Below are 12,471 nucleotides of genomic sequence, written 5' to 3'. Positions count from 1 at the left end.
CATCACTCACGCGGCATTGCTGGATCAGGCTTTCGCCCATTGTCCAATATTCCCCACTGCTGCCTCCCGTAGGAGTCTGGGCCGTGTCTCAGTCCCAGTGTGGCTGATCATCCTCTCAGACCAGCTACGGATCGTCGCCTTGGTGAGCTTTTACCTCACCAACTAGCTAATCCGACGCGGGCTCATCCCTGGGCAATAAATCTTTGGACCGAAGTCATCATCCGGTATTAGCAGTCGTTTCCAACTGTTATCCCGAACCCAAGGGCAGATTCCCACGCGTTACGCACCCGTGCGCCACTAGACCCGCCATCCGAAGACGGGGGTCTCGTTCGACTTGCATGTGTTAGGCATGCCGCCAGCGTTCGTTCTGAGCCAGAATCAAACTCTCAAGTTGATGACCGATCCGCCCGGCTGGAATAAGCCAGGCAGGCCGGTATCTCTGGGAGCCGTTCCTGCACAAATATACAAACTGGTGTTGTTTGCGTATTAGGACATTTGGCCATCCGCCGGAGCAAGCTCCGTCAGAAGACCATTAAGGAACGGCATAAATTTGACCGATCATCCTGAACCCAGAGGTTCCAGGAGACCGGGCCGCCGCCCACATGTCCCTTCATCTAAACCAACAATGTCAAAGAGCCGACGCGCCTGCTCCCCCGGTTCGTTGGTTCCGGGCGTCGGTATGCCGACAAAGAGAGGCGCGAAGCGAGGGCGGTCCGAAGTAGGCCGCCACCGCTGCTGTGACAGGGCGTATATGGGGGGAGCCCATTTGCGTCAACGGCTTTTTTCAAAACCGTCGTTGCAAGCTCGTCATATTTCAGAAAAGTAGCGGAAATCCGCGGTTTCGATGTCCGTCAGGCGGACTGGATATAGGTCCTAAGCGCCTCCGCCTCCGCCTCGATCCGCTCGATCCGGTGTTTCACCAGGTCGCCGATCGACACGATACCGCGAATCTCGCCCGATTCCACCACGGGCAAATGGCGCATCCGGCGCTGGGTCATGGTCGCCAGCGCGGCCAGGATTGGCGTGTCGGAAGTGACCGTCACCGCGGGTGAGCTCATGACCTTGTCGACAGGCCAGTCGAGCGCCTCCGCGCCATGGTCGCAAATACATCCCACCAGATCGCGTTCGGAAAAAATGCCGGCGATGCCGCCTTCGCCGATCACCGGGACCGCGCCGATCTTGCGGTCGGCGAGCAGGGCGACCGCATCGCGGACCGCGGTTCCCGCCGGGACGGTAGCGACATCAGTGCCTTTGCTGCCAAGGATATCCGCGATGGTCATGTCCGCCTGCTCCCAAGAGTCGCGGGTTGAACGTCTCACTTTCCCCGGCCAAAGGGAAGCGAGGGCAACGCCCCCGACCCTGTTGCAAGGACAAAGAATGACCGCCGACCATCGAATTCCAGTGCTACGGGTCGTCCCCGGCCCGAGCGATATCAACGCCAACGGCCACATCTTCGGCGGCTGGGTGTTGTCCCAGATGGATATTGCCGCCGGCATCGTCGCCTCGCGACGGGCCAATGGCGCGGTGGCGACGGTGGCGATCGAACGGATGGAGTTCCTCTCGCCGATCCACCTGCGCGACCTGATCTCTGTGTATGCCGAGGTCGAGAGGGTCGGCCGCACTTCGATGGCGATCCGCATCGAAGTGGTCGCCACCCGCGACCGCGGCCAGACCGACATCAACGTAACCAGCGGCCTGTTCACCTTCGTCGCGTTGGACAGTCAAGCGCGGCCGAGGCCGGTCGACGCGGACTAGTCGCGGATCACGAAAGCCCAGCAACTGCTCGGCGTTCGACGGGGATGACAATAGTCCACCAGTAAGCGCCGTCGCGGCAAACGGACTTGTCGCTTGAGCCAAGTAGAAAAGCCCTCCGCCCGAGGGCAGGAGGCCTTTCCGTACGCACAGCTTCTGGGGAGAAGCTCCTCAGAAGTCCACTTGGAAACGAGCCTGGACCGTGTCGACGCCAAATTTCCGCTTGTCGATTGGCTCCGAAGAAGGCGTGGTAGGTTCGACCGTAGCCGCCAGCGGGCCGCCCTCGATGAACGCGTGCGAGTAGTTGAGCAGCACGCGCATATAATCCTCGGGAATCCACGTCAGACCGGCCAGCAGGCCGAGCTGCGTCCCGCCCTTGCCGAGCTGCGAACTCGCCGTGGTGCAGGTCAAGCCGGTCACGAAATTATTGGTGCAGCCAGTCTTCAGCTTGCGGCTATCTAGGTCCAAATAATCGGCGCGGCCGATGACCTGGATCGCGCCCATACCGCCCTTGCTGAACGGTTTGAGCACCTTGGTACGATCCCATGCGCCGGCCTTGTAGCCGCGAGTTTCGCCCGTCAGGAAATAGCCGGCCTCGACATAACCGCCCCAGAAGCTGGGATTGCCGTTCGACACATATTGGGTGGGTGTGGGGAACACATTGAGGACGTCGCTTGGCTCCGACGTATCGGTCGTGAGCCGGTCGCCGGCGCCATACGCTTTGGTCGTCAGATACTGCCCTTCCGCGGCAAGGTGCAGCGATTTGAAGATGCCCGCCGCTTCGAGCCCGATGATGTTGTCGCTCTTGGCCGCGAAATTACCGGTGTCGACGAAGCGCTGATCGGTGAGCTGAGTGAAGGGACGGGCACGATAACGCGCGAGTTGGTTGGTCGAGGGCTGGCCAGCCGAGCTGGCAACGGTCGCGCCATTGTTCGATTGGAACTCGCGATGCTGGAAATTGACGCCGAAGTGAAGTTGGTTGGCCCCCTTTAGCGGCGCATAAACCGCGCGCGCGGCGCCGATCCAGCCGTCATTGTCGAGGCTCGAATCGATCGAATGGGCGGCGAACAAGCCCGCGTTGAAACGCAAATCACCCGCCTTGTTGGCGTAACCAATGTTGAGACCGATACGGCGCGTATTGATGAAAGCGTCGTCAAACGCGGCGCGCTCGACAAAACTGGTGAACCGCGAGCTGGTAATCTGCTCAAGGCCGTTGTTGGTTTCCTGGTTGCCGATGGCGAAGCTTAGCGGAATATTCTTCGGCGCGTAGGTCAGGATGACGTCGCCGAAGCCGACCGCGCCATTGGCATAGTCCATTTCGAACTTGTAGCCGAAGCCGCCCGGGATCGTGCCCTCCGCGCCTAGGCGGATGCGGCGGGCGCGGGTGTTGAAGCCGAGGTTGCGGGTGACGATACTATTGTCCGGGTTGGAGACATAGCCGGCATCGTACTGGATGCGCCCACGCGGTTTGAACGACCAGCCGGCCTCCTTGTCCTCTAGTAGCGGCGCGCCTTTCCACGTCGGGACGGTCTTGGCCATGTTGGCCTGGACCTGGGCGAGCGATTCCTGGAGCGCTTCGACCTGCGCCTGAAGCAGCTCGATCTTGGCTTGGGCGTCGTCGACCGGCGCCGCGCTGGCGATCGCCGCGTCGGCAGTTGCATCGGACGGATCGGGTTGCGGCTCGGCGTCCTGCGCATAGGCGCCGGTGGCCATCATGAAGGCGCTACCAGCGAGCAACGCGCGGATGATTGCAATGCGGTTCATCGTCTATTTTCCTTTGCCCCATTTTCCCCACCTCCCCGGCGAGGGTGATGCGCGCCCATATTCCCCGACGGGCACGCATCAATCGTTGATACGGATGATGACCGAGCGCTTACTTGAGCTCGGCGAACTTGACCGGAGTCAGCGTGCGCGCAGCCTGTTGCGCACGGGCGCGGACTGGCGCCGGAGCGGCGACCAGGCCACCCGCGAGCATATAGCCACGCGGACCGATCGCGCTTTCCTTGGTGATCTCGGCGATGAAGGCGCGGATCGCCGGAATGGCGGCGACGTGCGCATTCTTGACATAGACATAGAGCGGGCGCGCGCCGGGATATTTGAACGACGAAATCGTCTGGTAGGTCGGCGCGACCCCGTTGATCGCGATGCCCTTCACCTTCGAGGTATTTTCCTCGAGGAAGCTGTAGCCGAACAGCCCGACCGTACCGGGATTGCCGACCAGCTTCTGGACGATGAGGTTATCATTCTCGCCGGCCTCAATGTAGGCGCCGTCGGTGCGGATGCCGGTGCAGATCGCCTTGAACCGGGCTTCGTCGGACTTCTTCATCGCGGCCAGCGATGGATTGGCTTCGCACGGCGGGGTCATCAGCAATTCGCCTAACGCATCGCGAGTGCCCGAGGTCGTCGGCGGTCCATAAACGCGGATCGGCAGCGCGGGAAACTTGGCGTTGACGTCTTTCCACGTCTTGGCCTTGTTCGGCTTGCCGAACGGCGTCTTGGCGATGGCGAGATACAGGTCGCGCTGAGTGATGCCCGCGATCGGGGTGCTGATGGCGGTGGCAACGACGACACCGTCGAGACCGATCTGGATCTCGGTGACTTCCTTGACGCCGTTGGCGACGCACTGCGCGGCTTCCTTGGCCTTCATCCGGCGCGATGCGTTGGACACATCGGGAAAGCGCTCGCCGACGCCGGCGCAGAACAGTTTGAAGCCGGCGCCGGTGCCGGTCGATTCGATGATCGGCGTGCCGAGCCGAGGATTGGCGCGAGCGACGCGCTCGGCGGCCATCTTGGCGAACGGATAGACGGTCGACGAGCCCACCGCGCGCATGCTGCGCGCATCGGCTAGCGCCGGAATGGAAAGCAGCGCCGCGGCGCTCGCCGCATATGCGAAGGTCTTCATGGCTTAAAGGTTCCTCTTCGGCGGACACCCCCGTCCGCCGTCGAGAAATCACTAGGGTCGGGCCGCGACGGGTTCGTGACTCGATCGTTTCAATTTCGTGACAACCGCACCGGTGCGGCAAAAAGAAAAAAGCGGCAGGATCGCTCCCACCGCCCTTGTCCTGATTTACATCTGCCGGTTGTTCAGGCGGCCGGAGCGATCTCATCGCCTTCGTCGGTGCGCGGTTTGCGGGTCCGGCGGCGTGGCTTGGGCACATCGTCGGTCTCGCTCTCGTCGCTGACCGTGCCAATCGCCGGGGGGAGTACGCCAAGCGAAATTCGCTCCTCCTCGACCGTGTCGCTGCGGTTGCCGTTGGTGCGGTCGCGCTGCGGACGATCGTCGCGCTGCGGACGATCGTTGCGTTCGGCACGCTCCGGGCGTTCGACGCGCTCGGGCCGCTCGGCATAACGATCGCGATTGGGTCGCTGCTGGTCACGGCGTGGCGCCTGGCGGATATCTCCGTCATCGTCGCCTTCGCCCTCGCCTTCGTTGTCGGTCGCAGTGATGTCGTCGTCGCCGTCGAAGTCTTCTTCCTCGTCGGGGCGGCGACCGCGGTTCGACGGGTTCGATTGCTGCTCGTCAAAACGCGAGCGGGTGTCCTCGAGCACGCGGAAATAATGGTCCGCGAACTGGAGGTAATATTCGGTTTGGACGCGATCCCCGGCAAGCTGCGAATCGCGCGCCATGCTCTTGTATTTTTCGAGGAGCTGGGCAGCGTTGCCGCGCTGCCGATTGTCGCGGGCATTGTTGCCGCTATTACCGGACATTCCCTGAGGACGCTGTCCACCGCGACCACGACGACGGCCGCCCTGACGGTTGTTGATCAAAATACAGGTTCCCTGTCGCACTGGCGCCCATCAAGTGTGCGCCCGAAATCTTCCCTTTCGCGGAAGCATATGGTCCCGTCGCGGCGGGCCGGCCCGCGCCCACTGGCGCTGGTCGACCCTCCCTTGCCGGTAGACGCTGTCTCAAGAGTGCGTCGGCGCGGCGTTTTTCGTCGGGGGTCGGCGGCGGGGGCGCATCGCTTTTTGGTGGAAGCAGCCCCGTCCCTGACCCCCGATGTAATGGCCAAGAGGCTAAACTCCAAGCCTTTTCGTGTCAGACGGTAATCAGCAAGGCGCGCGGCCTGCCGCCAAGGTCGTTGGCCAGCACCGGTCGATGGCCCGCCACGGTGAATAGGGCGGCGGCGCTGCCGGCCTGGTCGGAACCAATCTCGATCGCCGCTAGGCCGCCCGGGGCGAGCAGCCGCCCGACCTGGGGCGCGAGGCGGCGATAGTCGTCGAGCCCATCGGCGCCGGCGAACAGCGCCTCGGCCGGCTCATACTCGGCAACTCCGGGTCCCAGATCGGCCTCGGCGGCGACATAGGGCGGGTTACAGAGAATGAGGTCGAAGCGCTGGCGGACGTCGCGTCCCCAGTCGCCAAGCTGCAGCGCCGCGCGCCCCGACAGGCCGAGCCGCTCGGCGTTGCGCTGGGCGTAGCCGAGCGCGATTGGCGAGGCGTCGATTCCGAGCCCGGTCGCCGCCGGCCATTCGTCGAGCGCGGCGAGCAGCAGGGTGCCCGGCCCGGTACCGAGATCAAGGATGCGCTTGGGGCCCGAAGTTCCGGCGAAATGCTCGACTGCGGCAGCGATCAATGTCTCGCTGTCAGGCCGGGGTACGAGCGCGCCGGGGCCGACCTCCAGATCGATCGTCCAGAACGCACGCTGGCCGGTGATGTAGGCGACCGGCTCGTCCGCGCCGCGTCGCTCGACAAACGCGGAGAAGGTGGCGGGCACTTCGCCTTTGGGCGGGTCAAGGATCAACCGGTCGCGGCCGATGCCAAGCGCGGCGGCCATCAGCAGCTCGGCATCGAGCCGCGGCGTGTCGCTGGTCGCGGACAGGAATTCGGTGGCGCGCGATAACGCGCGCGATAATTGGGTCACGTCCACCCCTCCCTCTCGAGGGAGGGGAGATTAAGCGTCATCCAGGCCAGACAGCCGCTCCGCCTCGTCTTCGGCGATTAACGCGTCGGTCAGCTCGGCGAGGCCCGGCCCTTCGAGGATCGCATCCAGCTTGTGCAGCGTCAGGTTGATGCGATGGTCGGTGACGCGCCCTTGCGGGAAATTATAGGTGCGAATCCGCTCCGACCGATCGCCCGATCCGACCATCGACTTGCGCGCCCCGGCGCGCTCATTGGCGAGCCGCGAACGCTCCAGTTCGAACAGACGGGTGCGCAGCACTTTGAGAGCCTTGGCCTTGTTCTTGTGCTGGCTCTTCTCGTCCTGCTGGATGACGACCAGACCGGACGGCAAATGGGTGATGCGGACCGCGCTGTCGGTGGTGTTGACCGACTGCCCGCCCGGTCCCGACGAACGGTAGACGTCGATGCGCAAGTCGCCGTCGTTGATATGGACGTCGACTTCCTCGGCTTCAGGCAGCACCGCGACCGTTGCCGCCGACGTATGGATCCGCCCGCCGCTTTCGGTCGCAGGGACGCGCTGGACGCGGTGGACGCCGCTTTCGAACTTCAGCCGCGCGAACACGCCGGTGCCATTGATGGAGGCGACCGCTTCCTTATAGCCGCCGACATCGGACGGCGACGCGCTAATCAGCTCGAACTTCCAGCCGCATTCCTCCGCAAAACGCTGATACATGCGCAGCAGATCGCCGGCGAACAGCGCCGCCTCGTCGCCGCCGGTCCCGGCGCGCACTTCGAGCATCGCGGCGCGCTCGTCGGCGCTGTCGCGGGGCAGCAGCTTGAGCGCCAGCGCACGCTCGGCCATCGGCAGCTTGTGGCGGATGTCCTCGGCTTCAATGGCCGCCATTTCCTTCAGTTCGGCTTCGGCACTGGCGTCGGCGGCGAGGCCGGTCAGCACCTCGAGCTCGGCGCGCAACCGCCGCACTTCGCGCGCCGCCGCGGCAACCGGTTCGACCTGGGCATATTCCTTCGACAGGCGCACGAATTCCTCGGGCGCGAGGTAAGGTGCGGCCATCGCTTCGGCAATGTCGTGCTTCTTCGTCTCAATCGAGACAATCCGGTCGAGCGAGATTCCGGTCATCGCGTCAGGCCGGACACCATGAAGCGCGTACCGACCGCATCACCGATCCGGCGAGCGAGCTGTTCAAACTCGTCGCCCGGCAGGCCCGACGCGTTGAGATAGAATTCGCCCATCGAGTCATCCGCGGCGCGAACGTAGAGGATCGACCGAGCCCCGCTTTTGCGCGCCAGTTCCGACCGCCGCTTGGCCGAGCCGCGCAGCGCCATGTCGGTCCGCAACCCGGCATTGCGCAGGATGCTCACCACCGTGAACGCTTTGGCCGAAAATTCATCGCTCGAGGGGATGACAGCGATTTCAGCCACCTCGTCCGCCGGCGCGTCGATCATCATCGCCAGCCGCTCGATCCCCGCCGCCCATCCGATCGCCGGCGTGTGTGGGCCGCCGAGCGATTCGATCAGGCCGTCGTAGCGGCCACCGGCAATCACCGTGCCCTGCGAACCCAGCCGGTCGGTGATGAATTCGAACGCGGTGTGGCGGTAATAGTCGAGCCCGCGCACCAGTCGCGGCGCGCGCTCCCAGGCGACCCCGGCGGCGGCGAGCCCGGCGGTGACCGCGGCGAAGAAGTCGCTCGCTTCGGCTGTCAAAAAGTCATCGATCGCCGGGGCGCTATCCGCGATCGGCCAGTCGCCATGCGCCTTGCTGTCGAGGATCCGCAGCGGATTGCGGTCGAGCCGCTCGCGACTCTCCTCGCTGAGGTCGCGGCGCCGCGCCGAAAAATGCTCGAACAGCGCATCGCGCCACGCCGCGCGCGTCGCCGGATCGCCGAGCGTGTTGAGCTTGAGGATGACGCCCTCGATGCCAAGTTCGGCCAGGAGTTGCGCACCCAAGGCGATCACTTCGACGTCGGCCTGTGGTTCCGAAGCGCCGATGATTTCCGCGTCGAGTTGGTGGAACTGCCGGAAGCGGCCCTTTTGCGGCCGCTCGTAGCGGAACGCGGGGCCGTGGGTCGCGACCTTAAGCGGCGCGAACTGCTGCCAGCCCTCGCTCAAATAGGCGCGCGCGATCCCCGCCGTGAATTCGGGCCTGAGCGTGATCGAGTCGCCCGAGCGATCCTCGAACGAATACATTTCCTTCGACACGACGTCGGTCGTCTCGCCCATCGTACGCGCGAACACCGCGGTCGGCTCGATCACCGGCACTTCGATCCGCTTGAACCCGTAGAGGCGCCGCACGCGGTCGAACGCAGCGATCACCGCGTGGAAACGGTCGGCCTCCTCGCCGATCAGGCTCTGGGTGCCGCGAATGGGCTGAGGGGTATCGATTTTCGACATACGGATGGTCCAGCCCCTAGCGTGACGCAAAAGCGAAGGCTAGCCAGGGTCCATGTCCAGTCTCTTTCGCGCGCTTGCGCTCAGCCTCACCCTTCCCTTCCTCATGGCCGCCAACAGCGCGCCGCAGCCGGTGCCGATCGCCAGCACCATCCCGGTCGCGCAGGATGTCGCCTATCCCGGCACGATCCGGCTTTCCGTCGAGGCGACCGACCTCGACCGCGGCATCGTCAAGGTGCGCGAGACGATCCCGGTCGCCGGGCCGGGGTCGCTGGTACTGCTCTTGCCGCAATGGCTGCCCGGCAACCATGCCCCGCGCGGCGCAATCGAAAAGCTGGCGGGGCTCGAGATCAGCGCCGGCAGCAAGCCGATCGCCTGGCGGCGCGACCCGGTCGACCCCTACGCCTTCCATGTCGACGTGCCCGTCGGAGTTGGCGAGATAGAGGCGCGTTTCGTCCATCTGTCTGCGACCGCCGCCGACCAGGGCCGGATCACCGTCACCCGCGAAATGATGAACATCCAGTGGGAGGCGGTATCGCTCTATCCGGCCGGCTATTTCACCCGCCGCATCCCGATCATCGCCAGCCTGACCATTCCCGCCGGATGGCGCGCCGCGACCGCGCTCCGCCCGACAGCAAGCGCGGGCGGCCGGATCGATTACGGCCAGGTCAATTATGAGGTGCTGCAGGATTCGCCGGTATTCGCCGGCAAATATTTCCGCGCCGATGACCTTGGCCATGGCGTGACGCTCAACAGCTTCGCCGATAGCGCCAAGGAATTGGCGATCCCGCCTGCCGTCCTCGCCAAGCACCGCAACCTCGCCGACCAGGCGGTGAAATTGTTCGGCGCGCGCCACTTCGACCATTATGATTTCCTCCACGCGGTCACCGACCGGATGGGCGGGATCGGGCTGGAGCATCACCGCAGCAGCGAGAATCAGAATGAGCCGGGCTATTTCATCGACTGGCAGGCGAGCCTCGCCGACCACAACCTCCTGCCGCACGAATTTACCCATAGCTGGAACGGCAAGTTCCGCCGCGGTGCCGATTTGTGGACGCCCGATTTCAAGACGCCGATGCGCGACAGCTTGCTGTGGGTTTACGAAGGGCAGACCCAATTCTGGGGCTATGTGCTCGAAGCGCGCTCGGGCCTGTCGACCAAGCAGGAGGTGCTCGACAAGCTGGCCGTGATCGCCGCTGGGCTCGACACGTTGCCCGGGCGGCAGTGGCGCCCGCTTATCGACACCACCAACGACCCGATTATCTCGGCGCGGCGGCCCAAGGGCTGGGCCAGCTTCCAGCGGTCGGAGGATTATTACAACGAAGGCCTGCTGATCTGGACCGAAGCCGACGCCATCATCCGCGAGGGCACCGGCGGCAAGCGCGGTATGGACGATTTCGCTCGCGCCTTCTTCGGCATCAACGACGGCGATTATGGCGAGGTCACCTACACGTTCGACGACATCGTAGCGACGCTGAACCGCGTCTATCCCTATGACTGGTCGACGCATCTCAGGCAGCGGCTCGACGGCACCTCGACCAATGCGCCGCTCGCCGGCTTCACCCGCTCGGGTTATCGCCTTGCCTACACCGACACCCCGACCGCCGCCGCCAAGGCGTTTTTCAAGGCGCGCGAGGCGGCCGACTTCACCTACTCGCTCGGACTGTCGGTCGGCAAAGAGGCCAAGGTTGCCTCGGTCCTGTGGGGCTCGCCGGCGTTTGTCGCCGGCCTGACGGTCGGGCAGACAATCGTCTCGGTCGATGGCCACACCTACAGCGACGATGTGCTGAAGGACGCGATCGTCGCCGCGAAAGGCGGCAACCAGCCGATTCGCCTTATCACCAAGCGCGGCGAGGAAGTGCGGCCGGTCGAGATTCGCTGGAACGGCGGGCATCGCTATCCGCGCTTCGAAAAGGTCGGCAAGGGCGAAGGACCACTCGACCGGCTGCTGAAGCCGCGTTGACGCGAAGAGCTTTGCCAATGCCGCGCGGGCGGCTAAGGGCGGCGCCATCATGAACATCGACCTGATTCCCGCGGGCTCCAATCCCCCGCACAGCATCAATGTGCTCATCGAAGTGCCGATCGGCGGCGAACCGGTGAAGTATGAGTTCGACAAGGTGAGCGGGGCGATCTTCGTCGACCGCATCCTTCACACGCCGATGCGCTATCCGGCCAATTACGGCTTCATCCCGCAGACTTTGTGCGACGACGGCGACCCGCTCGACTGCCTGGTGATGACTCGCTGGCCATTGATGCCCGGCTCGGTGATCCGCGCGCGCCCGGTGGCAGTGCTGTTCCTGGAGGACGAAGCGGGCGGCGATGAGAAATTGCTGGCGGTGCCCGAAACCTCGACGAGCCCCTATTATGCCGGCGTGTCGGAAGGCGAGCATCTGCCGCCGATCGTGATGCAGCAAATCGAGCATTTCTTCACCCACTACAAGGACCTGGAGCCCGAGAAATGGGTCCGGGTCGGCAAATGGGGCGATGCCGCCGCCGCGCAGAAGGTGGTCCTCGATTCGATCGCGAAGGCGCAGAAAACCTAGTTGCCAGTGCGTCTCCGGCCGCCGCCGCGCTGGAAGAAGCGGGCGGGGATGAACAATTTGCGGAAGGTCAGGCCGGCCGTCCGGCCGATCGGCTCGATCAGGTCGGGCTGGTAGCTGAGCGGCGTCAGCCCGTCGCCGCCGCGCACCTTGGGCCGGCCGTTGAAGACATTGTCGATGTTGAACTGCAGCGACGTGCCCCGCAAGAACGGGTGCTTGGCGATGAGGTCGAAGCGCTCACCGAGATTGGCGAACAGTTTGAGGTCCAACGTGCCGTAGGAGGAGAAGCGGAGGTCGCCGGCATTGCTCTCGACCCGTGTCGCGCTGCGCCAATTGGCCTGAACCCGCGCGCCGAGGCCGTTGTTGAAATAGCCGGCTTCGGCCCGCACCTCGTGTCGCGGCCGACCGCCCAGGCCGCCAGACGCTTCGCCGTCGAGATAATCGAGGGCGGGCAGGCCGTCGGCGATGGTCACCTTGTCGGTGAGCGTGATCGTATCGGTCAGCGAAAAGGTCAGCCGCCCGCCGTTGCGGCCTCCGCCGAAACGGCCACCGCCACCGCCGCCTCGGCCGAAGCCGCGACCGCCGCCCGGGTCCCCCTCCGCGACTGCGCTGCCTTCGGTCGGCGGAGGCGACGGTGGGGTGCCTGGCGACTGTGTCTGAGCGGCGGACCGCTGGCGGAACGACGCGATCGCCGCCTGCGACGGCGGTTGCGACTTGAGCGGCTTGGTGAAATCGAACCCGAGCCGGAGCGTATCGCGCCGTGATTTCTGAAAGTTGACTGGGCGCAAATCGACGCGGATGAGATTGCCGGCGCCATCGCGCTGAAAGCGGTCAGGGAAAGCGGCCTCGAGCGCGACGCTGGCGGTCGGGAAACTGGCTTGCGGATTGTCGATCGTCTGCCGCACATATTCGCCGCGCAGCCGGAAATCGA

General features: G+C 64.6%; 10 protein-coding genes, 1 rRNA gene and 1 pseudogene. 3 read left to right on the top strand and 9 right to left on the bottom strand.

The features are described 5' to 3' along the window. A 16S ribosomal RNA gene (locus tag H0W65_RS10700) occupies nt 1-394 on the bottom strand; the annotation flags it as partial. A gap of 457 nt (nt 395-851) precedes the next feature. After that, nucleotides 852-1,280: a CBS domain-containing protein gene (locus H0W65_RS10695; RefSeq protein WP_294007463.1), complete on the bottom strand. Its 429-nt coding sequence runs from the start codon at nt 1,278-1,280 to the stop codon at nt 852-854. Nucleotides 1,281-1,377: 97 nt separating this feature from the next. Between H0W65_RS10695 and H0W65_RS10690 the strand changes: the two genes are divergently transcribed. Next, on the top strand, nt 1,378-1,755 hold the full coding sequence (locus tag H0W65_RS10690) for an acyl-CoA thioesterase (RefSeq protein ID WP_294007462.1): 378 nt from the start codon (nt 1,378-1,380) through the stop codon (nt 1,753-1,755). A gap of 168 nt (nt 1,756-1,923) precedes the next feature. On the opposite strand, the gene H0W65_RS10685 is transcribed toward H0W65_RS10690, so the two are convergent. The 6 genes from H0W65_RS10685 to hisS form a co-directional block, all read right to left on the bottom strand. After that, nucleotides 1,924-3,516, bottom strand: coding sequence for a porin (locus tag H0W65_RS10685; protein ID WP_294007460.1), 1,593 nt, complete (start codon nt 3,514-3,516; stop codon nt 1,924-1,926). Between the two features lie 109 nt (nt 3,517-3,625). Further along, nucleotides 3,626-4,654 (bottom strand): substrate-binding domain-containing protein, encoded by a 1,029-nt coding sequence (locus H0W65_RS10680; protein ID WP_294007458.1) that lies wholly within the window; start codon nt 4,652-4,654, stop codon nt 3,626-3,628. 182 nt (nt 4,655-4,836) lie between these two features. Next, nucleotides 4,837-5,541 carry a DUF4167 domain-containing protein gene (locus H0W65_RS10675; RefSeq protein ID WP_294007456.1) on the bottom strand — a complete coding sequence of 235 codons (705 nt, stop codon included), beginning with the start codon at nt 5,539-5,541 and terminating at the stop codon, nt 4,837-4,839. A gap of 250 nt (nt 5,542-5,791) precedes the next feature. Then, nucleotides 5,792-6,616 carry a peptide chain release factor N(5)-glutamine methyltransferase gene (gene prmC / locus H0W65_RS10670; RefSeq protein ID WP_294007454.1) on the bottom strand — a complete coding sequence of 275 codons (825 nt, stop codon included), beginning with the start codon at nt 6,614-6,616 and terminating at the stop codon, nt 5,792-5,794. Between the two features lie 30 nt (nt 6,617-6,646). Further along, complete coding sequence (gene prfA, locus H0W65_RS10665) at nt 6,647-7,732, bottom strand: peptide chain release factor 1 (RefSeq protein ID WP_294007452.1); 1,086 nt, start codon at nt 7,730-7,732, stop codon at nt 6,647-6,649. Then, nucleotides 7,729-9,003, bottom strand: a complete 1,275-nt coding sequence (hisS, locus tag H0W65_RS10660; RefSeq protein WP_294007450.1) for a histidine--tRNA ligase — start codon at nt 9,001-9,003, stop codon at nt 7,729-7,731. Before hisS ends, prfA begins: the two co-directional genes overlap by 4 nt. 52 nt (nt 9,004-9,055) lie before the next feature. Between hisS and H0W65_RS10655 the strand changes: the two genes are divergently transcribed. Both H0W65_RS10655 and ppa read left to right on the top strand, forming a co-directional pair. Then, a complete protein-coding gene (locus H0W65_RS10655) occupies nt 9,056-10,963 on the top strand; it encodes a peptidase M61 (protein WP_294007448.1) in 1,908 nt (635 codons plus the stop codon). A 49-nt stretch (nt 10,964-11,012) separates the two neighbouring features. Then, nucleotides 11,013-11,543, top strand: coding sequence for an inorganic diphosphatase (ppa, locus tag H0W65_RS10650; RefSeq protein ID WP_294007446.1), 531 nt, complete (start codon nt 11,013-11,015; stop codon nt 11,541-11,543). On the opposite strand, the pseudogene H0W65_RS10645 reads toward ppa, so the two are convergent. After that, nucleotides 11,540-12,471, bottom strand: a pseudogene (locus H0W65_RS10645) (TonB-dependent receptor); the annotation flags it as partial. The gene ppa and the pseudogene H0W65_RS10645 sit on opposite strands and share 4 nt — an antisense overlap.

Origin of the sequence: Sphingomonas sp., assembly GCF_013816785.1 — a bacterium.
Lineage (GTDB): Bacteria > Pseudomonadota > Alphaproteobacteria > Sphingomonadales > Sphingomonadaceae > Sphingomicrobium.
Note: the sequence above shows the minus strand (reverse complement) of the source record. Positions and strands in the feature narration are given on the sequence as shown.

Bases quoted from the DNA above. Each gene is read 5' to 3' on its own strand.
- H0W65_RS10695 (WP_294007463.1), bottom strand. From the start codon at position 1,280: ATGACCATCGCGGATATCCTTGGCAGCAAAGGCACTGATGTCGCTACC.
- ppa (WP_294007446.1), top strand. From the start codon at position 11,013: ATGAACATCGACCTGATTCCCGCGGGCTCCAATCCCCCGCACAGCATC.
- H0W65_RS10680 (WP_294007458.1), bottom strand. From the start codon at position 4,654: ATGAAGACCTTCGCATATGCGGCGAGCGCCGCGGCGCTGCTTTCCATT.
- H0W65_RS10690 (WP_294007462.1), top strand. From the start codon at position 1,378: ATGACCGCCGACCATCGAATTCCAGTGCTACGGGTCGTCCCCGGCCCG.
- H0W65_RS10685 (WP_294007460.1), bottom strand. From the start codon at position 3,516: ATGAACCGCATTGCAATCATCCGCGCGTTGCTCGCTGGTAGCGCCTTC.
- H0W65_RS10655 (WP_294007448.1), top strand. From the start codon at position 9,056: ATGTCCAGTCTCTTTCGCGCGCTTGCGCTCAGCCTCACCCTTCCCTTC.
- hisS (WP_294007450.1), bottom strand. From the start codon at position 9,003: ATGTCGAAAATCGATACCCCTCAGCCCATTCGCGGCACCCAGAGCCTG.
- prfA (WP_294007452.1), bottom strand. From the start codon at position 7,732: ATGACCGGAATCTCGCTCGACCGGATTGTCTCGATTGAGACGAAGAAG.